The sequence below is a fragment of the Aquibium oceanicum genome (genome assembly GCF_001889605.1).
Classification (GTDB): domain Bacteria; phylum Pseudomonadota; class Alphaproteobacteria; order Rhizobiales; family Rhizobiaceae; genus Aquibium; species Aquibium oceanicum.
In genome coordinates this window covers 3,882,568-3,903,404 of sequence record NZ_CP018171.1, presented here as the reverse complement: position 1 = coordinate 3,903,404, position 20,837 = coordinate 3,882,568, and the positions used below count along the sequence as shown (strand labels likewise).

The following is a 20,837-nucleotide window of genomic DNA, read 5'->3' as shown; positions in this document are numbered from 1 at the left end:
GCCCCTGCATGTGCTTACACGTCGGGGTGGATCGTGACACAGGAACGCTACGATATTGTTCGCGAGAAAATTCGAAAGTGCCGTGCCTGTTTGGTTCTTCGTTAACGAATCCGGCAGATGCGACGCGTCAGGCGGCTGCTTCCGTGGAGCGCAGGCGCTTGGGTTCGGAGAAGCGATCTCCGATCATCAGGTCGACCCCCAGGTCGAGGATGTTGACGGCGTCCTCGTCCGTCATGATGCCGGTCGCGATGATTTCGAGGCCGCTTTCGGAGCCGGCGACCGCGAGATCCCGACCCGAGACCTGCTTGCGCCGGGACTTCTCGCGATCCAGGAGCCGGTTCGCATCGAGCTTGAGGAACACCACTCCAAGATCGCGTAGCTCGGAAATGCTGCCGGCGGGTCCGTCCCACCCTTCCGCCGCGAAGGATATTCCGGTCTGCAGAAGCTGGGACAGGCGTTCACGCTGAACCGGCGTCGGCTCGCGGAGCAGGGCGGATCCCAAAGACAGGACGATCGATTTCGACAGGGCAGGGTGGCTCGAGATCAGGCTCGAAACCGCCTCGCAGGCGGTCTCGTCGTCCAGCAGCGCCTCGGAGATGGGGCAGTGAAGCGGCATGCTGCCGCTTCTTGGGCCAAGGCGCCGTCGCGCCGTCTCGGCTGCGCGAGTCACGAGAAGCCGCTCGAAAGCCGCGCGGTCGACGCGGCTTGCGGTCGAAGACAGGCGGTAAATGTCCTCGGCAGCTCCGTCGATCTCCAGGTGCGCGAAGGTATCGAAGCCGACCGCTGCGTTGCGGGCGATGGAAATGATAGGCTGAAGACTGAGTTCGAGGGCTCCGGACGACACCGCTTCGGCGAGCGCGTTCTCCGCCTGCCCGCCGCCGGCCGGAGCGGGCGCCTTCCTTCCCTGCGATTTCTTTGCCGAGGGATGCTGAACGATATTCTGCATCGTATCGGCGGGTTCCGAGGGCGCCGAGTTGCTGCCCGAGAGGCGCGAAAGCTCCTCGCCGACCCAGGTCTCGATGTCTTCTACCGCCCTGTTCCCTGCTTCCACCTGGGCCGACAGCCGCGACAGGGCGATCTCGATAGAACGGGAGAAGCGGGTGAACTCGGCCGCCTGCCGCTGTGCTTGGAAAAACGCCATGCATGCCAACGCCAATGCGCAGGCCGACAGCAGGCTTGCGACGATCAGGATGGCTGTCTGCGACGGATAGATCGCGGCTGCCGCTTCGGGCGTCACCGCCCGGGCGCCATATACGCATGCGCCGAGAAAAGCCGCGGCAAAGGCCGCGCGAGCCAATCGCATCCCGTGTCCCCGGTCTGCACGGCGCCTCCGTCCCGGGGGACGCCGTTCGAAACCATTCGCTGCCGTTGTTGCATTGTGCCGGGCGGCTGTTAAGCGAAACATAATGACAGGGTGAACGGCTTCGGTTAATCCCCGGTCCGGAAACGAGCTTCCGGCGTATCCAGCAGGAGTCCCGATGCCCGAATTGCCGCGAATGACAGATTCGCTCGACGAGATCGCCGGCGGATACAGTGCCCTCCTGTGCGACGTTTGGGGCGTGGTGCACAATGGCGAGCGCGCCTTCGCCGAGGCGTCCGCCGCACTGGCGCGCGCGCGCGCGAAAGGTCTCGCCGTCGTGCTGATCACCAACGCCCCCCGCCCGCATCCGGACGTGGAGTCGCAGCTTGCGGCGCTCGGGGTGCCGCGGGACGCCTATGACCGCGTCGTCACCTCGGGCGATGTCACGCGAGACCTGATCGCGGAAGGTCCGCGCAGGATCTTCCATATCGGACCTGATCGCGATCTCTCGATCTATGACGGGCTCGACGTCGAACTCTGCGAGGAACCGGAGGCGTCCGCCGCGGTGTGCACGGGGCTTTTCGACGACGAGAGCGAAACGCCGGAGGACTATTCAGACCTGCTGCGCAGACTGCGTGCGAGGAACCTTCCCTTCATTTGCGCCAATCCCGACATCGTGGTGGAACGCGGCGACAGGTTGATCTGGTGCGCCGGCGCGCTGGCGCGCGATTTCGGACAACTCGGCGGGCGCACGCTCATTTCCGGCAAGCCGCATCGACCCATCTACGAGGCTGCCCTCAAGGCGGCCGGCGACGTGCTCGGCCGCGACGTGTCGGCCTCCGACGTCCTTGCGATCGGAGACGGCGTACTTACCGATCTCAAGGGTGCGTCACAGAACGACATCGACGCGCTCTACGTGTCGGGCGGCATCCACGCCCGCGACTACGGCGAGACGCTCGAGCCGGACCTGCCGCGGCTGGCCGCCTTCCTCGAAAAGCACGGTCACGAACCCGTCGCCGTCATTCCCCGGCTGCGGTGAGCGAGCCTGCCGATGCCGCCGAGCGAGAGATGAGCCCGAGACCGTTCGCCAGGGTCACCGATCCTGCCGACCTGCCGGCGGGTCTGCGCGGAGGGGTCGTGGCGATCGGCAATCTCGACGGCGTGCATCGCGGTCACCGCTCGGTACTCGACCGTGCTCGTGCGCTGGCCGAACGCGAGGGGGTGCCGGCGCTGGCGCTGACCTTCGAGCCGCACCCGCGCTCCGTCTTCCGGCCGGACCAGCCGGTCTTCCGCATCACGCCGGCCGATCTGAAGGCCGATCTCATCCGCATGATCGGCTTCGACGGCATCGTCGAGCAGGAGTTCACAAAAGTCTTCGCGAGCCAGAGCGCGGAAGAATTCGTCGAGCGCATCCTGATCGGCGGCTTCGGAATCTCGCACGCGGTGACCGGTTTCGACTTCCATTTCGGCAGGAACAGGCAGGGCGGCCCGGCCTACCTGATGGCGGCAGGCGAGCGGCACGGCTTCGGCGTCACGCTGGTCGACGCCTTCCGCGACGAGGGAACCGAGATCGTCTCGTCCAGCCGCATCCGCACACTGATCGCGGAGGGCGGGGTGGCCGAAGCAGCCGGCCTGCTCGGCTATCGCTACACGGTGGAGGCCGAAATCACGCGCGGCAAGCAGCTCGGCCGCACGCTCGGCTATCCCACAGCCAACATGGCCTTGCCGGCGGGAACCGATCTTAAGCACGGTATCTACGCCGTCCGGCTGCGGCGGGAGGACGGCGCGCTCCACGATGGCGTCGCGAGCTTCGGCCGCCGCCCGACTGTCGACGAGGACGGCGCGCCGCTGCTGGAGACGTTCGTCTTCGACTTTTCCGGCGATCTCTACGGCGAGACGGCGCGCGTCTCGATCTTCGGCTACCTCCGGGGCGAGGAGAAGTTCGCCTCGCTGGACGATCTTGTGGCGCAGATGAAGCGCGACGAAGAGGAAGCGCGGGCGCTTCTGTCGGGCGTGAGGCCGCTGTCGGAAGTCGACGGGGAACTGGCGTTCTGAGGCGTCCGCCCACGCGACCGTGAACCATTGATCCACACATTCGTGGTTTACGTAATCGAAATGGGAAGCCATTCTTATGGCGATCCGCTTCTCGGAGATGACATGCAGAAATCCGCTTCCGCCGCCCTCGTCCTCGCTTCGGTGCTCGTGCTTCCTGCCTCGCCGGCCTTTTCGCAGGAAGGGAGCTGGTTCTCCGGAGACTGGTACCTGACGATCGGCGCCGAGGTGCTGACGGCGCCAGACTATCAAGGTGCCAGCGACTACATGGTGCGGGCTTCGCCGCTAATATCGCTGGGCAAGGCTGGCGGCACACGCCGCTTTTCCTCGCGCAACGACAACATTTCGCTTGGCTTCATCGATACGGGCGACTTCCGCGCGGGACCGACCGGCAAGATCGTCTTCGGCCGTGACGCCGACGATTCTCCGGATCTCGCCGGGCTCGATGAGGTCCGCTGGGGCGTCGAACTCGGCGGCTTCGCGGAGTTCTATCCGTCCGACTGGCTGCGCGTGCGCGGCGAAATCCGTCATGGCATCCGCGCGCATGACGGCGTCGTGGCCGATTTCGCAGCGGACGCCTTCATGGACGTCACGCCCGCCATCAGGATTTCGGGCGGTCCGCGCCTGTCCTTCGCGTCCGCCGACTACTTCGATGCCTATTACGGCGTGTCGCCCGCGGAATCGGTGGCGTCCGGGCTTGCAGTCTACGATCCGGACGGAGGCATCCACTCGCTCGGGCTTGGCGGCGCGATCACCTGGAAGGCGACGGACAAGGTGACCACCAGCCTGTTCGGCGAATACTCCCGCCTGATGGGACCGGCAGCCGATTCCAGCCTCGTAAAGCAGCGCGGCGAGGAGAACCAGTTCCTGCTCGGCGTCTCGGCCACTTACAGGTTCGACTTTTCCATGTGAGCGGCGCGCGGCGGTCTCGCCACGCATGCTGCGGCAAAACCTCTTTATTCCGCGCCGATCGTCCGCTACATAGCGCGGCCATGACACCGAGCGCCGGCCTTCGCCTTTTCGCGATACGAATTACCGGCCCGGCCGTCCGGTAGGCGTGAGCGCCGCCGGAAGGTCCGGGAAGAATTTTGCGCGCGACGCGCACATCCGTTTCATTTGACACAGGCCCGGCGAACGCTTCGCGCCTGCGGCCCACGAGATGGCGAACCATGACCGATACAGCTGAAAAGCTCGACTATTCCAAGACGCTCTATCTGCCCAAGACCGACTTCCCCATGCGCGCCGGGTTGCCCGACAAGGAGCCGCAGATCGTGGCACGCTGGCAGGAACTCGACCTCTACAAGCGCCTGCGCGAGGACGCCAAGGGCCGGCCGCTCTACGTGCTGCATGACGGACCGCCCTATGCCAACGGAAACATCCACATTGGGCATGCGCTGAACAAGATCCTGAAGGACGTCATCACGCGATCTTTCCAGATGCGCGGCTACGATTCCAACTACGTGCCGGGCTGGGATTGCCATGGCCTGCCAATCGAGTGGAAGATCGAGGAGCAGTACCGCGCCAAGGGGCTCGACAAAGACCAGGTGCCGGTCAACGAGTTCCGCAAGGAATGCCGCGAGTTCGCGCAGCACTGGATCACTGTGCAGTCGGACGAATTCAAGCGGCTGGGCATCGAGGGGGACTTCGACAATCCCTACACGACCATGGCCTTCCACGCCGAGGCGCGGATCGCGGGCGAACTCCTGAAGTTCGCCATGAGCGACCAGCTCTACCGCGGCTCCAAACCGGTGATGTGGAGCGTGGTGGAACGCACCGCGCTGGCCGAGGCGGAGGTCGAGTACCACGACTATGAGAGTGATACGGTCTGGGTGAAGTTTCCGGTGGTCGGATATGGCACGTCAGATACTCCGGATGCCGCCAAACAGAAGATGTCCGACCTTAGTGGGGCAGCAGTCGTCATCTGGACCACCACTCCGTGGACGATCCCCGGCAACCGCGCCGTCGCCTTCGCGCCCCGTATCGCCTATGGTCTCTATGAGGTCACCGCTGCGGAGAACGATTTCGGCCCGCAGCCCGGAGAGAAGCTTATCTTCGCCGATGCATTGGCGGAAGAATCGTTTGCGAAGGCGAAGCTAGCTCTCCGTAAGATTGCGTCAGTTTCCGATGCAGAGCTGTCTGGGTTTGTTCTTTCCCATCCTCTGAAGGGCCTCGGCGGCGGCTACGAGTTCCCAGTCCCTATGCTTCCGGGCGACCATGTCACCGACGACGCCGGCACAGGCTTCGTGCACACCGCGCCCGGCCACGGCCGCGAGGATTTCGACGCGTGGACGGACGCCGCCAAGGACCTCCGCGCGCGCGGCATCGATACGGCGATCCCCTTTACCGTCGACGACGCCGGCTTCTTCACCAAGGACGCGCCGGGCTTCGGGCCGGACCGCGAGGGAGGAGCGGCGCGTGTCATCGACGACAACGGCAAGAAGGGCGACGCCAACAAGGCGGTCATCGACGCGCTGATCGAGCGCAACATGCTTTTCGCGCGGGGCCGGCTGAAGCACTCCTATCCGCACTCCTGGCGGTCGAAGAAGCCGGTGATCTTCCGCAACACGCCGCAGTGGTTCGTCCATATGGACAAGGACCTGAACGATGGCACGACGCTGAGGACCCGCGCTCTCGCCGCCATTGACGCGACGCGCTTCGTGCCCGCCGCCGGGCAGACGCGGCTTAGGGCCATGATCGAGGAGCGGCCTGACTGGGTGCTTTCGCGCCAAAGGGCATGGGGCGTGCCGATCTGCGTCTTCGTCGACGAGGACGGCAACGTGCTGAAGGACGAGGCGGTCAATGCCCGCATCATGGACGCCTTCGAGGCCGAAGGCGCCGACGCCTGGTTCGCGGAAGGCGCGCGCGAGCGCTTCCTCGGATCGCGCGCCAACGAGCCGTGGGCCATGGTCAAGGACATCCTCGACGTCTGGTTCGATTCGGGCTCGACCCACACCTTCACGCTGGAGGATCGGCCGGACCTCAAATGGCCGGCGGACGTCTATCTCGAAGGCTCCGACCAGCATCGCGGCTGGTTCCATTCCTCGTTGCTCGAAAGCTGCGGCACGCGCGGCCGTGCGCCATACGATGCCGTGATCACCCATGGCTTCACCATGGCCGAGGACGGACGCAAGATGTCGAAGTCGCTCGGCAACCAGGTATTCCCGCAGGACATCATGAAGCAGTCCGGTGCCGACATCCTGCGTCTGTGGGTCATGACGACCGACTACTGGGAGGACCAGCGGCTCGGCAAGTCGATCATCCAGACCAACGTCGACGCCTACCGCAAGATGCGCAACACCATCCGCTGGATGCTCGGCACGCTCGGGCACGACGAGGGCGAGGAGGTAGCGCTCGCCGACATGCCGGAACTGGAGCGGCTGATGCTGCACCGGCTGTCGGAACTCGACCAGATGGTGCGCAAGAGCTACGACGCCTTCGACTTCAAACGGATCGCCAAGTCGCTGACCGACTTCATGATCGTCGACCTGTCGGCCTTCTACTTCGATATTCGCAAGGATGCGCTCTACTGCGACGCGCCGTCGAGCCTGCGCCGCAAGGCATCGATCGTGGTCGTGCGGCACCTGTTCGACTGCGTGGTCACGTGGCTGGCGCCCATGCTGCCCTTCACCATGGAGGAGGCCTGGCTCGACCGCCACAAGGATGCAGTCTCGGTGCATCTGGAGCAGTTCCCAGCAGTTCCAGCCGAATGGCGCGACGAGGCGCTCGCCGAAAAGTGGCGCAAGATCAGGCAGGTACGCCGCGTCGTCACCGGAGCGCTGGAACTGGAGCGAGCCAAGAAGACCATCGGCTCCTCGCTCGAGGCCGCGCCGATCGTCTATGTGGGCCGCGACACTGGCGATTTACTCAAGAGTATGGATGCCGATGAGGTTTTCATCACTTCTGGTGCGGTAGTCAGGTCGGGCCTCTCGACTTTGGGCATGGACCAACCAGAAATTGCCGATGCCGACCCAGCAAGCTATTTCCGCGACGAGGCTGGCACAGATCATATCGCAGTTGTCTTCCGACCGGCGGTTTCCTTGGGGCGAAAGAAGTGCGCGCGCTCGTGGCGCTACACGGACGATGTCGGGTCCGATCCGGACTATCCAGACGTTTCCGCACGCGACGCGGTGGCGCTCAAGGAGTTGCAGGCGCTTGGCCGCCTGTGAGACAAACCGCGCCGCGGCCACGGGCTGCGGCGCAATTGCCGGGGACGGCAGGTTGCTTTACAAGCCGTTAACGCGCATGCGTCATCTTGTTGCCGGATTCTGCGATAGACAGTCGGCGACTTGGACGGCAGGGGTGGAACGGCCGTCGGGAAAGGCAAACATCGGCATGATATCTGGCGTTATTAGCGCATTGAGCGGAAACGCGGCGAAATCCGTCGCGCTGGCTGCCGTCGTGGCATCGCTGTCGGCTTGCATGGGCTCGCCGACCTATGGCACCGACAAGCCGGCGGACGTGCAGCTTCTGGAAGATGTCACCGGCGTGCTGACGATCTCGCCGAAGAACGAGGCGCCGATCGAATACAAGCCGCGTCCCGAACTGGTGAAGCCGGTCTCGACCGCGCAGCTGCCGCCGCCGCAGGACAGCATCAACACCGCCTCGAACCCGGCCTGGCCCGAATCGCCCGAGCAGAGACGTGCTCGCGTGCGTGCCGAAGCGACGATCAACCGCGACGACGTGAACTTCCAGCCGGAAGTCTACGACGAGGTGGCGCGGGCAGCACCGAGGCGCACGTTCCGCCGCACGCGCGGCGACGATCTGGGTGCGAACGGAAACACCCTCCTGGAGGGTTCGGGCGGCGACCAGCGCAAGGAATTCAACCGCCGGCTGGCCGCCAACACCCAGGGCAGCCCGACCTCGCGCCGCTATCTCAGCGAACCGCCGCTCGATTATCGTCAGCCTGCAGCCACAGCTCCGGCCGGCGACATCGGCGAGGACGAATGGCGCAAGGAAAAGCGCCGCGAGGTGGACAGCAAGAAGAGCTGGAGCCTAAGGAACCTCATTCCCTGGGGGTGAGGGCTCACCCCTCCCGGCGCCTGTCGCGGAAGAAATCCTTCAGAAGCGCAGCGGCTTCGGTTTCGCTGAAGCCCGAATAAACTTCCGGCGCGTGATGACAGGTCGGTGCGGAAAAGAACCGTCCGCCATGGATCACGCCACCGCCCTTGGGGTCTCCGGCGGCAAAATAGAGACGCCTGATACGGGCGAAAGAGATCGCCGCCGCGCACATGGCGCAGGGCTCCAGCGTCACGTAGAGATCCGCGGCGCCGATCCGCTCGGAGCCGAGAATCCGGCAGGCTTCGCGGATCACCAGAATTTCGGCATGCGCGGTCGGATCGGCGCGTTCTCGGGTGCGGTTTCCGTCGCGGGCGACGATGCTGCCGTCGACGACTATCACCGCGCCGACGGGTACTTCCCCGCGCGAGGCGGCAAGACGTGCTTCCGCCAGCGCCTTTCCCATGAAATCAGGGCGGTTCACCGATCCAAACTCCGATATTCCACTCGCGCCGGGCAAACTGTGCTGATAGTTAGCCGCGCGGAAAGGCAAAGACCACATGGACGACGACGAGGACAAGAAGCGCAGGGATGAAACCGGCGCGAAAAAAGGCGGATTCCGGGGTGCCGGAGAAGGCCCCCGAAAGGGAGCCGGGAAATCCTTCGGCGGCAAGAAACCCGGCAAGCCGGGCGCAAGGCCGGCTGCACGCAGTGAAGGCGGCGATTTCCGCGCGCGCAAGAGCGACGACGGCGCGAAGAAGCCCTACAAGCCGCGCCGGCCGGCCGAGGCGGGTGAGGGCGACGCCCGTCCCCAGCGGCGCTCTGGGCCACCCCGCACCGACAGGAAAGGGCGCAAACCTTTCGGCGAAGGTAAACCTGCCGGCGAACGGAAAGTGGAAGCGGGCGGCGAACGGAACTTCCGGCCGCGCCGTGAGGATGGCGCTGGCGCTGGCGACCGGAAGCCCTTTCGCGGTGAAGGTGGCGCGCGCGGGGATCGCGCTGGCTTCGGCGCCAGGCGCGAGGAGGGTCCGCGGCCGGACTTCAAGCGTCGCGACGATCGAGCACCGGGAGGGGGAGATCGCCGCGCAGGTGCCGGCAAGCCGGGCTTTGGCGAAAAACGTCCGTTCAGGGACAAGCCGGCCGGCAAGGACAGGCCCGCGGGAGCGCGAGCGGACAGTAGCGCGAAGAGGCCGCCGCGCGATGACGTCCGCCAGGACGTCGCGGCGCCGGAAGAAGGCGAGCGCATCGCGAAGCGGCTGGCGCGAGCCGGCGTCGCGTCGCGGCGAGACGCCGAGGCTCTCATCCAGGACGGGCGAATAAAGCTGAATGGCAAGGTGCTGACCAGTCCCGCCATCAACGTTACCGCCAGCGACACGATCACGATCGACGGCCAGCCGATCCCCGCGATCGAGCGGACGCGGCTCTTCCTGTTTCACAAGCCGGCCGGGCTGGTCACGACCAACCGCGATCCGCAAGGGCGCCGCACGGTCTTCGACGTCCTTCCTGCGGAACTCCCCCGGCTGATGACCGTCGGGCGGCTCGACATCAACACGGAAGGCCTGTTGCTGCTCACCAATGATGGCGGGCTGTCGCGGATACTGGAACTGCCCGCCACCGGCTGGCTGCGGCGGTATCGCGTCCGGGTCCACGGTGCCGTCGACGAAGCGCAACTCGCGTCGCTCCGAGAAGGGATCGCAGTGGACGGCGTCTTCTACGGTTCCGTCGAGGCGACCCTCGACCGTGAGCAGGGGTCCAATGCCTGGCTGACGCTCGGATTGCGCGAAGGCAAGAACCGCGAGGTCAAGAACATCCTCGCCGCTCTCGGGCTCGAGGTGACGCGGCTGATCCGCGTCTCCTACGGCCCGTTCCAGCTCGGCGAACTGCCCGAGGGCGCGGTGCAGGAACTCAAGGGCCGCATGCTGCGCGAGCAGCTCGGCGAGCGGTTGATCGAGGAGGCGGGCGCCAATTTTGATGCCCCGATCGTCAAGCCTTTCTCCAACAAGCCCACGGCTGGACCGGCGGTTCGCGGCGAGGGCAGGCCGGAAGGGCAGCGTGGCGGCGGCGGTTTCCAGGAACCCGGCGAGGGCGGCCTCGTCAAGAACCGTAAGCGCGATCGCGAACACCGTCGCGAGGACGCGCTCGGGCGCCTGCAGACGTCGAAGCCGCCGTTCCGCGACAAGAAGCGCGCGGGCGGCGACAAGCGCGAGGGCGAGGAGAAGAAGTTCCAGCCGCCGCGTGACAGGGCCTCGAACGTCTGGATGGCTCCGGGCGCGCGGCCGCAGGGCAAGAAGAAGGGCGCCGAAGAGGAGGGTGCCCCCGAGGGCGAAAGCCGTCCGTCTCGCGGACAGGCGAAGCGTGACGATCGCAAGCCCGCGACCGGCGGACGCGGCGAAGGCGGTCGCTTCCGCTCGGATCGTCCGAAGGGCGATGGCGGGCCAGGCGCCGGCCGCTCCGGGCCGCGCAAGCCGCGAAGAGGCGAATAGCCCATGCGGATCGTGGGGGGCGAGTTTCGCGGCCGCACGCTCGCCGCGCCGCGCAGCGATGCAATCCGCCCGACCACGGACCGGACGCGGGAGGCTGTCTTCAACGTGCTGGCGCACCGCTTCGAGAACCGCATCGAAGGAGCGCGGGTGCTCGATCTCTTCGCCGGCACGGGCGCGCTCGGTCTGGAGGCGCTCTCACGCGGCGCGATCCACTGCCTGTTCGCGGAAGAATCGGCGGAGGGCAGGGGATTGATACGCACGAACGTCGAGGCGTTCGGGCTGCAGGGCCGGACAAAGATCTTCCGCCGCGACGCCACCAGCCTTGGCAGCGTCGGCACGATCATGCCCTTCGATCTGCTCTTCGCCGATCCGCCCTATGGCAAGGCCCTCGGCGAGAAGGCGTTGGCGTCGGCAAGGGACGGCGGCTGGCTCAAGCCAGCCGCACTCTGCGTCGTCGAGGAAGTGGCCTCCGCGCCCTTCGTGCCCGGAGAGGGCTTCGCCATTCTCGACGAGCGTCATTATGGCGACACGATCATCCGGTTCATCGAAGCGGAATAGCGCGCGGCGGCGCTGCATTACGGAGATTTCATGCTCCGGATGCTTCACATCGCTTCGAGAAACCACCACTTTCCGCGCCACTGCGAAATTCGAGGTGCCTGAATGAAATCGATTCGAAGCGGCGTTCCCGGCAAGACCCTTCTGTCGCCGATGCTGGTTGCGCTCGCCGTGGGCCTGTCGCCGCTGCCATTCACCGTGGCGACCGTCGCGGCGCAGACTCCAGCCGCGGCCGAGACCGAGCAGAAGAAAAGCGACGCCGAGATATCGAGCTTCTTCCTCGACAACGGCCTGCAGGTCGTCGTGATCCCCGACCACCGCTCGCCGGTCGTCACCCACATGCTGTGGTACAAGGTCGGCAGCGCCGACGAGGCACCGGGCAAGTCGGGCATCGCGCATTTCTTCGAACATCTTATGTTCAAGGGCACGAAGAACCATGCGCCGGGCGAGTTCTCGCGCCGCGTCTCGGAGATCGGCGGCCAGGAGAACGCCTTCACGTCCAACGATTACACCGCCTACTTCCAGCAGGTCTCGCCGGACGCGCTCGAGACCATGATGTCGTATGAAGCGGACCGGATGCATAACCTCATCCTGACCGACGACGTGATCGGGCCGGAGCGTAACGTCATCCTCGAAGAGCGGGGCTCTCGCGTCGAGAGCGAGCCGGGCGCGCTGCTCGGCGAGGAGATGGACGCGACGCTCTACCAGAACCATCCCTACCGAATTCCGGTCATCGGCTGGATGCACGAGATCGAGAAGCTGAACCGCGAGGATGCGATCGACTTCTACCAGCGCTACTATGCCCCCAACAATGCCGTTCTGATCGTCGCGGGCGACGTCGATGCCGAAAACGTGAAGCGGCTGGGCGAGGCCACATACGGCAAGGTGCCGCGCGGTCCCGAGCTTCCGCCGCGCGTGCGCCCGACCGAGCCGGAGCAGAACACCAGGCGCACGGTCTCCATGCCCGATCCGCGCGTGAGCGTGCCCAGCGTCCGCAAGGCCTGGGTCGTGCCCTCCTACACCACCGCCGAGCCCGGCGAGGCAGAAGCGCTCGACCTCCTGTCGGAGATACTCGGCGGCGGGCCGCGCAGCCGGGCATACGAGGCACTGGTCGTGAAAGAAGGCATCGCATCTGGCGTCGGCGCCTACTACCAGTCCGATGCGCTCGATGCGACGGCGTTCCAGGTCTACGCATCGCCACGCGGCGCGGCGACGATCGACGATGTCGAGAAGGCCATGGACGCCGAAATCGCGCGGATCGTGGCCGATGGGGTGACCCCGGACGAACTCGAGCAGGCCAAGAAGCGTTACGTGCGCAGCCTGATCTTCGCACGCGACAGCCAGAGCGGCATGGCCCGCATCTACGGTTCCACGCTGACGACGGGCGGAACGATCAAGGACATCGAGGAATGGCCCGACCGCATCGAGGCCGTCACCACCGAACAGGTGCAGGACGTCGCGCGCCGCTATCTCGACCAGAGCCGGTCGGTGACCGGGTATCTGCTGCCGGCCGAGGGAGAACGCTCTTGAACGCGACGCCCCTCCGGCCCGGCTGCATCATGGAAAGACCAATGAAAGCAATCTTCGCCTCCGTCATCGGCTTCGGCCTTGCCTTCCTGCCCGCGGTTGCGCCGGCGCAGGCGGCCGTCGACATCCAGCAGGTCACCAGCGACAAGGGCATCACCGCCTGGCTGGTGGAGGACTACACCGTTCCCATCATCTCGATCCGCTTCGCCTTCGAAGGCGGCAGCACGCAGGATCCCGTCGGCAAGGAAGGCTTGGCGCAACTGATGAGCGGCCTCTTCGACGAGGGCGCGGGAGATCTCGGCCGTACTGAATTCCAAGAAGAACTGGACCAGAGCGGCGCCGAAATGTCGTTCGACGCCGGACCCGACGCCTTCTACGGATCCATGCGCATGCTCGCCGAGGACCGCGCCGAAGCCTTCCGACTGCTCGAACTCGCCGTCAATCAGCCGCGCTTCGACGCGGAACCCCTGGCCCGCATCCGCGCCCAGATGGTGGCGGGCATCCAGGCGCGTGCGAACGATCCGGAGACGGAAGCGTCCATTGCCTGGGCCAACGCGATCTACGGAGACCATCCCTACGCGCGCCAGGACGAGGGCACGCCCGAGACCCTGGCGACGATCACGCGCGACGATCTCCGAGAGCTGCACAGGGACCTTTTCGCGCGTGACAACCTCGTGGTGAGCGTCGTCGGCGCGATCGACGCGCAGACGCTGAAGGCGGAACTCGACAGGGTCTTCGGATCGCTGCCCGAAGCGCCCGACGTCGGTGATGTCCAGAGGGTCGAGCCGAAGCTCGACCAGCAGATCTCGCTTCCCTTTGAGATCCCGCAGGCGACGCTGCGGCTCGCCTATCCCGGGATCGAACGTGACGACCCGCAGTTCTTCGCAGCCTACCTGATGAACCACATCCTTGGGGGCGGCACCTTCTCCTCGCGCCTCTTCGACGAGGTGCGCGAGAAGCGCGGGCTGGCCTACGGTATCGGCTCCTCGCTGGTGAACCGCGACTACTCGTCGGCACTGATGATCGGTACGTCCACCCGTGCCGACCGCGCCGAGGAGACGCTCGGTGTCATCCGCGACGTCATCAAGCGGATGGCCGAGGAAGGGCCGACCGAGCAGGAACTGCGCGACGCCAAGGACTACGTCGTCGGCGCCTATGCGATCAACAATCTCGACACCTCCAGCGCGATCGCCCGCACGCTGGTTCAGTTGCAGATCGAGGATCTCGGTATCGACTATATCGACCGCCGTGGCGACCTGATCGAGGCGGTGACGCTGGAAGATGTGAAAGCCGTCGCGAAACGCTTGCTGTCGGCCGAGCCTGCCATCATGATCGTCGGACCGACGGTATCCTTCGACAAGGGATGACATGATGGACGGGCAGGTGCCCTCCGGCGAGAGCCGACGGAGCGATCCGACCTTCGCCGTCGCCTTCGGCGGTGGCGGCGCACGCGGCCTCGCCCACATCCATGTCATCGAAGCGCTCGACGAACTCGGCATCCGCCCTGTCGCGATCGCCGGATCCTCCATCGGCGCGATCATGGGCGCGGGCATGGCCGCCGGCATGACGGGCCGCGACGTCCACCACTATGCCCACTCCGTGCTCAGCCGGCGTGCCGAGGTCGCCGCGAGGATGTGGCGGGCACGTCCCGGCACTTTTGCCGAGTTCATGGACGGGGGGTTGCGCGTCACGCAGTTCAACGTCGAGCGCATCCTTGGCGCGTTCCTGCCGGCCCAGATCCCGTCGAATTTCGAGGAACTCGAAATCCCGCTCCAGGTCACGGCCACGGATTTCTTTCGTCACGAGCAGGTCGTCTTCCAGGAAGGCGACCTCTTGTCGGCGCTGGCGGCCTCCGCCGCCATCCCCGCTGTCTTTCGTCCGGTCCGCCGCGACGGGCGCATCTTGATCGACGGCGGCATCTACAATCCCGTACCGTTCGACCTGATAGAGGGACTGGCCGACATCACGATCGGCATAGACGTCGTCGGGGTGCCGACCCCACACGGCAAGCGGACGTTGAACACGCTGGATCTGGTGTTCGGGTCGAGCCAGCTCATGATGCAGTCCATCATTGCGTTGCAGCTGAAGACCTGCCGGCCCACCATCTTTCTGCGTCCCCCGATCTCGCGCTTTCGCGTGCTCGACTTCATGAAGATGGAAGCGGTCATGGTGCACACCGCGCCCATCAAAGACGACCTGAAGCGCGCGATAGAGGCGGCGGTCCTGGCGCACGAGAAGCTTGAACTCGCCTGATCCACGCTACCCCGCAGTTGCCGCCTTGCCGGTGGTGAACGGGGAGTTCGCTGACGGAGGCGGAACGGGGAGCGACGGTCCGGACGGCGGCTGCGAGCCGATGCGGGCGACGACGCGGAAGCAAACGATCGCCGAGGCGATCCCGAAGACCACCGCGCCCAGCGCCCAGCCGCCCACCACCCCGACCGCGCCATAGAGGCTGGCGCCCAGCCAGACGAAAGGAACGGTGCCCAGCGTGGCGCGGCCCCAGTTGAAGACCGTCGAGTAGCCGGGATAGCCGAGATTGTTGAACGCGGCGTTTGAGACGAAGAGCGCGCCGTTGAACAGGAAGCTGCCGGCGGCGAACAGGCAGAAGAAGACGATGAGTTCGCGTGCCTCCGACGTCGCGCCGAACAGCGTCGCCAACTGGTGGCGAAACATCGCGAGGAGCAGCCAGGCCGTCAGGACGTAGACCATGGTGACGATGAGGCTGTCGCGCATCACGGCCAGCAGCCGGTTGTAGCGCCTTGCACCGAAGTTCTGGCCGAGGATCGGACCGACGGCTCCCGAGAGCGCGAAGATCGCGCCGAAAGCGACCGGTACGATCCGGCCGATGATGGCCCAGCCGGCCACCGCGTCGTCGCCGAAGGGCGCCATCTCTGCCGTCACATAGGCATTGCCGACCGGCGTCGCGAGTTGCGTCAGCACCGCCGGGATCCCGATTGCGAAATAGGGCCGGGCCACGGTCGAGAGACGCCGGAAGTCCGGCATCGCGAGAAGCCGGTGAACCCTCAGCACGCCGTGCAACCCGATGGCGGCCATCACCATGCGCGACATGACCGTCGAGATCGCGGCTCCGTCAAGCCCGAGGTCGAGTCCGAAGATGAGGAGCGGGTCGAGAATGGCTGCCGCCAGCCCGCTGCCCAGCGTCACGTACATGGCACGCCGCGCGTCGCCGGCGCCGCGCAGGATGCCGGTCGTTCCCATTCCGACCGCCACGAGCGGCGCCGACGGCAGCACGATCTGCAGGAAGCGCGTCGCGAGCGTCAGTGTCTCCCCCGTGGCGCCGAGCAGGGCGAGCAAAGGGTTGAGGAAAGGCCATACACAGGCGGTAATCAGGCCGATCGCAAGACCCATGAAGAGGATCGATGCGCCGCCGAGTGCTGCCGCGTCGGTCCGGCTGCCCCGCCCGAGCGCGCGCGACACGACGGCCGAGGTCGCAATGGTCAGGCCGATCGCCACCGAGACGGTGAAGAACATGATCGTGGTTGCGAAGCCGATCGCGGCGGCGAGTTCCTGCACGCCGAGAAGGGAGATGTAGAAGAGATTCAGCGCATCCACGATGAAGATGGCGATGAGGCCGATCGACCCCGTCGCCGTCATCACCACGACGTGACGCAGGGTCGAGCCGGTCGTGAATTTGGCCTGGGCGCCCGACAGGGGCGATGTTGCCATCTGTTCTTCCGAAGTCACCCGATCACCCGTTCGTTCGCCGGGCTTCGCGCAGTGCCCTCCGGTTACTCATAGGGCAGGCCGTCACGGATACGAGCCCGAAGTTCGGCCGGGGGCCGCACTAATTGCGCGGTTCGTCCAGACCGTCCGGAAGGTCCGCGACCTTGTCCAGCCGGCGGCTCTCGCGCCGGGGCTTGACGAGAGGTTCGGGCGTCGACAGTCGCTCCCGGCCGCTCGCCTCGGCGACCTGTATCGAGAGGCGTTCCTCGTCGCGACGCCGCACGTCGTCGACGATTTCGTCGAGGACGATCCCCTCGATGCCCATCGCTTCGAGCGTCACGCGGCCGAACATCAGGCCGGATTCGAAGGTCTCCCTGATCTCGTACTCCACGTCGCGGGCGCGCAGGGAGAGCGTGTGGTTGCGGTCGTAGGATCGCACGAACAGCCGCACATGCGGGAATTCGCGCTGGATCAGGTCGACGATCTTGTCCGTCGCCTCGCGCCCGTGGGTGCAGACGGCGACGATGCGCGCCTGCCGTATGCCGGCGGCCTCCAGCACGTCCTTGCGGCGGCCGTCGCCGTAGTAGATGCGGAAGCCGAACTTCTCGACCACGCGTACCCGATTGGCGGAGTGGTCGATGATGGTCACGCGCGCGCCGCCCGACAGCAGGATCTGCGAGGCGATCTGTCCAAAGCGGGAAAAGCCGATCATCAGCACGTCGGAGCCGGCGCCCTCGAAATTCTCGTCGATCGTCTCGTCTTCCTCTTCCCGGATCAGGTACCGTGCGAGCCCGATCGTAAGCGGAGTGGCGGCCATCGATACGGTGATGATCGCGATCAGCAGCGAGGCCAGCGACTGCGGAAAGATGAATTCGGCCACCGCCGCCGAAAAGATCACGAACCCGAACTCGCCGCCCTGCGGAAGCAGCAGCCCGACCCGCACGGCGTCCACATGCGTCGAGCCGAAGAGGCGGCAGAGCGCGTATGTGACCAGCGCCTTCACCAGCATGATCAGCGGAACCGCGATGACGATGGTTAGCCAGTTTTCGAGGATGATCCCGAGCTCGAGCGAAAGTCCCACCGCCATAAAGAACACGGCGAGCAGGACGCCGCGGAAAGGCTCGATCGAGGATTCCAGTTCGTGACGATAGGATGATTCGGCAAGCATGACGCCCGCGATGAAGGCGCCCATGGCCATCGACAGTCCGGCGTGCTGCATCAAGGCCGCCGCGCCCAGCACGACGAAGAGTGCGGCCGCGATCATGGCCTCGCGTGCGCCTGTGTTGGCGATGATCCGGAAGAGGGGGTTGAGCAGGTATCGTCCCGCCACCAGCAGTGCGGCGATGCTTGCCAGAGCGATCACGAGGTCGTCCAGGCCCCCGGGCTCGGCATTCTCCGCGCCGGGCGAAAGCAGCGGCACCAGCGCGAGCAACGGCACGATCGCCAGATCCTGGAACAGCAGGATCGAAAACGAGGTCTGGCCGTAACGGCGGTTTCGGTCGCCGCTTTCCTCCAGCAATTGCAGGGCGAAGGCGGTGGACGAAAGCGCCAGCGTGAAGCCGATGATCGTCGCGACCTGCCATTCCAGGTTGGTGAGGGTCAGGGCGAGAGCGGTCAACACCGCGCCGGTGAGGACGACCTGTGCGGCGCCGAGGCCGAAAATGTCGCGGCGCATCGACCACAGGCGCGACGGTTTGAGCTCCAGCCCTATGACGAAGAGAAGGAGGACGACCCCGATCTCGCCGAAATCCAACAGTTCCTCGCTGCCGGTTATCAAGGTCGCGACGGGGCCGATTGCAATTCCCGCGGCGAGGTAGCCCAGCACCGTGGCGAGGCCGATGCTCTTGAATGCCGGCGCGGCGACGGCGACTGCACCGAGGAGCAGGAGCACTTCCGTGAATTCGCTCGCTTCGGCAGCCATCGGCGTTTCCCCGCAAAGCCTCGGCCCCATCGGGTACGGCGAGAATGCCGCCCGACGGCCATTGCACATAACCGACCGGAGCCATAGATGGTCCGGTAACGATAAGCCCCTTCCATCGGGAGCAGCGCTCGCCTCCGTGCGAGCCAACCGGAACTATTGCATGTCCTTGAACACAGACAAACTCAACGATGTCGTGGCTTCGCTCGTCGAGGCGGCCAAACGGGCCGGAGCCGACGCATCCGACGCGGTCGCCGTGCTCGGCCGCTCGACCAGCGTCACCGCGCGCCTCGGTAAGGTCGAATCGACGGAAGCCTCGGAGGGAGACAGCATCGCGTTGCGCGTCTTCATCGGCAAGCGCGTCGCGAGTGTTTCGGCCACGATCGACGCGGACGTCGACATGCTGGCCGAACGCGCCGTCGCGATGGCGAAGGTCTCGCCCGAGGATCCCTTCCAGGGTCTCGCCGACGAAAGCCGGCTTGTGAAGGACGTTCCCGACCTCGAGCTGTTCGACCCGACGGAAGTCGCGGCGGAGCGTCTGCGAGAGGATGCGCTCGCGGCCGAGGAGGCGGCGCTCGCGGTGAAGGGCGTCACCAATTCCAGCGGCGCAGGAGCGAACGCCGGCATCGGCGGGCTGGTGCTGGCCACGTCCGCAGGCTTTCTCGGACGCTACGTCGCGTCGCGTTTCTCGCGCTCCGTCAGCGTCATCGCGGGCGAGGGGACCGGCATGGAGCGGGACTACGACTTCTCGTCCCGCCTCTACTTCGACGAACTCGATTCGCCGCGGGAGATCGGCCGCAGGGCCGGCGAGCGGGTCGTGAAGCGTCTCGGCGCCCGCAAGGTCAAGAGCGGCCCGGTCAGCGTGATCTACGATCCGCGCGTTGCGCGCGGCATCGCTGGGCATCTTGCAGGAGCGATCAACGGGGCTTCGGTCGCGCGCAAGACGAGCTTCCTGCGCGACATGATGGGCAAGAAGGTCGCGTCGAGCGGCATCACCGTCACCGACGATCCGCGCCGGCCGCGCGGCCCCGCCTCGAAGCCTTTCGACGGAGAGGGTGTCGGCGGCGAGACGCTGACCATGGTCGAGGAGGGGGTGCTGAGGCACTGGTTCCTGTCGACATCGGTCGCGCGTGAACTCGGCCTGGAAACCAACGGGCGTAGTTCGCGGTCGGGCTCGTCCGTCAATCCGTCTTCCACGAACCTCGCGATCGAACCGGGAACCGCCTCTCCCGACGACATGATCCGTTCGCTCAAACGCGGTTTCTATGTCACTGAAGTGTTCGGGCAGGGCGTCAACATGGTGACCGGCGAGTACAGCCGCGGCGCCTCTGGCTTCTGGATCGAGGATGGCGAACTGGCCTATCCCGTCTCGGAGGTGACGATCGCGTCGAACCTCAAGGACATGTTCCAGAACATGGTTCCAGCCAACGACATCGACCGGCAGTTCGGGACGGCCGCGCCGACGCTCCTCGTCGAAGGGATGACACTTGCAGGAGAGTAACGCCGAAACGCCGACCGCCTCCGCCGACCTGGACCTGATTCGCGAGGCGGCGAGCGAAGCCGCGCGCATCGCCATGACCTTCTTCTGCAAGGCCCCCGAGGTATGGATGAAGGAGGGCAGCTCGCCGGTCAGCGAGGCGGACTACGCGGTAGACCGCTTCCTGCGCGAGGAACTGACGAGCGCGAGGCCCGGCTACGGCTGGCTCTCCGAGGAGACCGCCGACTCCCCTGAAAGGCTTGGAGCGAAGCGGACCTTCGTGGTGGATCCCATCGATGGAACGCGCGCCTTTCTCGATCGCCGCAAGACGTGGTGCGTCAGCATCGCCGTCGTGGAGGATGGAGTGCCGATCGCCGGCGTGCTCGACTGCCCGGCCCTGGAGGAAATCTACTGGGCCGCGCAGACGGGCCCCGCGTACCAGAACGGGAGCACCATTTCGGTGCGCGAGAGCCTCGAAAGGCCCGAGGTCGGCGGACCCAAGAGCATCTTCAACATGCTGCCGGACGGTTTGCGTGACCGGGTCGCCACTACGTCCTACATACCCTCTCTGGCCTACCGGATCGCGCTCCTGGCGCGCGGCAGCCTCGATGCCGCCCTCGTGAAGCCCAATTCTCATGATTGGGATCTCGCCGCCGCCGATCTCATCCTGCGGCAGGCCGGCGGTAGGGTCGTCGATGAGTTCGGCCGCAACCTGACCTATGCGGGTGCCGAGGTGAAACACGACATGCTGGTCGCCGGTAGCGATCCCCTGCTTTCGGAGATACTGGAGGCGCTCGCGTCGCGAGACGGGAGGCCGGTTTCCAACGCCCCGGGAATGATCTAATC

Annotated in this window: 16 protein-coding genes; 12 read left to right on the top strand and 4 right to left on the bottom strand. The window is 65.9% G+C overall.

The window, feature by feature from the left end:
- Window positions 1-127: 127 nt before the first annotated feature.
- On the bottom strand, window positions 128-1,237 hold the full coding sequence (locus BSQ44_RS19075; protein WP_157894635.1) for an EAL domain-containing protein: 1,110 nt from the start codon (window positions 1,235-1,237) through the stop codon (window positions 128-130).
- A 241-nt stretch (window positions 1,238-1,478) separates the two neighbouring features.
- On the opposite strand from BSQ44_RS19075, the gene BSQ44_RS19070 reads away from it, so the two are divergent.
- From BSQ44_RS19070 to BSQ44_RS19050, 5 genes are all read left to right on the top strand, one after another.
- Window positions 1,479-2,339 carry a TIGR01459 family HAD-type hydrolase gene (locus BSQ44_RS19070; RefSeq protein ID WP_072606708.1) on the top strand — a complete coding sequence of 287 codons (861 nt, stop codon included), beginning with the start codon at window positions 1,479-1,481 and terminating at the stop codon, window positions 2,337-2,339.
- A gap of 29 nt (window positions 2,340-2,368) precedes the next feature.
- Window positions 2,369-3,355, top strand: a complete 987-nt coding sequence (locus BSQ44_RS19065) for a bifunctional riboflavin kinase/FAD synthetase (protein WP_072606707.1) — start codon at window positions 2,369-2,371, stop codon at window positions 3,353-3,355.
- A 102-nt stretch (window positions 3,356-3,457) separates the two neighbouring features.
- Complete coding sequence (locus BSQ44_RS19060; RefSeq protein ID WP_072606706.1) at window positions 3,458-4,264, top strand: MipA/OmpV family protein; 807 nt, start codon at window positions 3,458-3,460, stop codon at window positions 4,262-4,264.
- A gap of 257 nt (window positions 4,265-4,521) precedes the next feature.
- Entirely contained in the window at window positions 4,522-7,518 is a 2,997-nt protein-coding gene (gene ileS, locus BSQ44_RS19055) for an isoleucine--tRNA ligase (protein WP_072606705.1), read from the top strand.
- Window positions 7,505-8,371 (top strand): hypothetical protein, encoded by an 867-nt coding sequence (locus tag BSQ44_RS19050; RefSeq protein WP_235633268.1) that lies wholly within the window; start codon window positions 7,505-7,507, stop codon window positions 8,369-8,371. Before ileS ends, BSQ44_RS19050 begins: the two co-directional genes overlap by 14 nt.
- 4 nt (window positions 8,372-8,375) lie before the next feature.
- Here BSQ44_RS19050 and BSQ44_RS19045 read toward each other — a convergent pair whose 3' ends face one another.
- A complete protein-coding gene (locus BSQ44_RS19045; RefSeq protein WP_072606703.1) occupies window positions 8,376-8,831 on the bottom strand; it encodes a nucleoside deaminase in 456 nt (151 codons plus the stop codon).
- A 76-nt stretch (window positions 8,832-8,907) separates the two neighbouring features.
- Between BSQ44_RS19045 and BSQ44_RS19040 the strand changes: the two genes are divergently transcribed.
- The 5 genes from BSQ44_RS19040 to BSQ44_RS19020 all read left to right on the top strand — a co-directional run bounded on the left by BSQ44_RS19040 (window position 8,908) and on the right by BSQ44_RS19020 (window position 15,165).
- Complete coding sequence (locus BSQ44_RS19040) at window positions 8,908-10,830, top strand: pseudouridine synthase (RefSeq protein WP_072606702.1); 1,923 nt, start codon at window positions 8,908-8,910, stop codon at window positions 10,828-10,830.
- 3 nt (window positions 10,831-10,833) lie between these two features.
- The gene (gene rsmD, locus BSQ44_RS19035) at window positions 10,834-11,388 is read left to right on the top strand and encodes a 16S rRNA (guanine(966)-N(2))-methyltransferase RsmD (protein ID WP_072606701.1); all 555 of its coding nucleotides are present in this window, start codon (window positions 10,834-10,836) and stop codon (window positions 11,386-11,388) included.
- 150 nt (window positions 11,389-11,538) lie between these two features.
- Complete coding sequence (locus BSQ44_RS19030) at window positions 11,539-12,915, top strand: M16 family metallopeptidase (RefSeq protein ID WP_072608158.1); 1,377 nt, start codon at window positions 11,539-11,541, stop codon at window positions 12,913-12,915.
- A 41-nt stretch (window positions 12,916-12,956) separates the two neighbouring features.
- Window positions 12,957-14,279 carry a M16 family metallopeptidase gene (locus tag BSQ44_RS19025; RefSeq protein WP_235633266.1) on the top strand — a complete coding sequence of 441 codons (1,323 nt, stop codon included), beginning with the start codon at window positions 12,957-12,959 and terminating at the stop codon, window positions 14,277-14,279.
- 1 nt (window position 14,280) lies between these two features.
- The gene (locus tag BSQ44_RS19020) at window positions 14,281-15,165 is read left to right on the top strand and encodes a patatin-like phospholipase family protein (RefSeq protein ID WP_072606700.1); all 885 of its coding nucleotides are present in this window, start codon (window positions 14,281-14,283) and stop codon (window positions 15,163-15,165) included.
- A 6-nt stretch (window positions 15,166-15,171) separates the two neighbouring features.
- Here the strand turns inward: BSQ44_RS19020 and BSQ44_RS19015 are convergent, their stop codons facing one another.
- Window positions 15,172-16,599, bottom strand: a complete 1,428-nt coding sequence (locus BSQ44_RS19015) for an MATE family efflux transporter (protein WP_072606699.1) — start codon at window positions 16,597-16,599, stop codon at window positions 15,172-15,174.
- Between the two features lie 118 nt (window positions 16,600-16,717).
- Complete coding sequence (locus BSQ44_RS19010) at window positions 16,718-18,517, bottom strand: monovalent cation:proton antiporter-2 (CPA2) family protein (protein ID WP_072606698.1); 1,800 nt, start codon at window positions 18,515-18,517, stop codon at window positions 16,718-16,720.
- A gap of 160 nt (window positions 18,518-18,677) precedes the next feature.
- On the opposite strand from BSQ44_RS19010, the gene BSQ44_RS19005 reads away from it, so the two are divergent.
- On the top strand, window positions 18,678-20,015 hold the full coding sequence (locus tag BSQ44_RS19005; RefSeq protein WP_072606697.1) for a TldD/PmbA family protein: 1,338 nt from the start codon (window positions 18,678-18,680) through the stop codon (window positions 20,013-20,015).
- Window positions 20,002-20,835 carry a 3'(2'),5'-bisphosphate nucleotidase CysQ gene (locus BSQ44_RS19000; protein WP_072606696.1) on the top strand — a complete coding sequence of 278 codons (834 nt, stop codon included), beginning with the start codon at window positions 20,002-20,004 and terminating at the stop codon, window positions 20,833-20,835. The genes BSQ44_RS19005 and BSQ44_RS19000 overlap by 14 nt, the downstream gene beginning before the upstream one ends.
- Window positions 20,836-20,837 lie beyond the last annotated feature (2 nt).

Coding starts and splice junctions, on each gene's coding strand:
- BSQ44_RS19070 (WP_072606708.1), top strand. CDS start 1,479: ATGCCCGAATTGCCGCGAATGACAGATTCGCTCGACGAGATCGCCGGC.
- BSQ44_RS19065 (WP_072606707.1), top strand. CDS start 2,369: ATGAGCCCGAGACCGTTCGCCAGGGTCACCGATCCTGCCGACCTGCCG.
- BSQ44_RS19060 (WP_072606706.1), top strand. CDS start 3,458: ATGCAGAAATCCGCTTCCGCCGCCCTCGTCCTCGCTTCGGTGCTCGTG.
- ileS (WP_072606705.1), top strand. CDS start 4,522: ATGACCGATACAGCTGAAAAGCTCGACTATTCCAAGACGCTCTATCTG.
- BSQ44_RS19040 (WP_072606702.1), top strand. CDS start 8,908: ATGGACGACGACGAGGACAAGAAGCGCAGGGATGAAACCGGCGCGAAA.
- rsmD (WP_072606701.1), top strand. CDS start 10,834: ATGCGGATCGTGGGGGGCGAGTTTCGCGGCCGCACGCTCGCCGCGCCG.
- BSQ44_RS19030 (WP_072608158.1), top strand. CDS start 11,539: ATGCTGGTTGCGCTCGCCGTGGGCCTGTCGCCGCTGCCATTCACCGTG.
- BSQ44_RS19025 (WP_235633266.1), top strand. CDS start 12,957: ATGAAAGCAATCTTCGCCTCCGTCATCGGCTTCGGCCTTGCCTTCCTG.
- BSQ44_RS19020 (WP_072606700.1), top strand. CDS start 14,281: ATGATGGACGGGCAGGTGCCCTCCGGCGAGAGCCGACGGAGCGATCCG.
- BSQ44_RS19015 (WP_072606699.1), bottom strand. CDS start 16,599: ATGGCAACATCGCCCCTGTCGGGCGCCCAGGCCAAATTCACGACCGGC.
- BSQ44_RS19010 (WP_072606698.1), bottom strand. CDS start 18,517: ATGGCTGCCGAAGCGAGCGAATTCACGGAAGTGCTCCTGCTCCTCGGT.
- BSQ44_RS19005 (WP_072606697.1), top strand. CDS start 18,678: ATGTCCTTGAACACAGACAAACTCAACGATGTCGTGGCTTCGCTCGTC.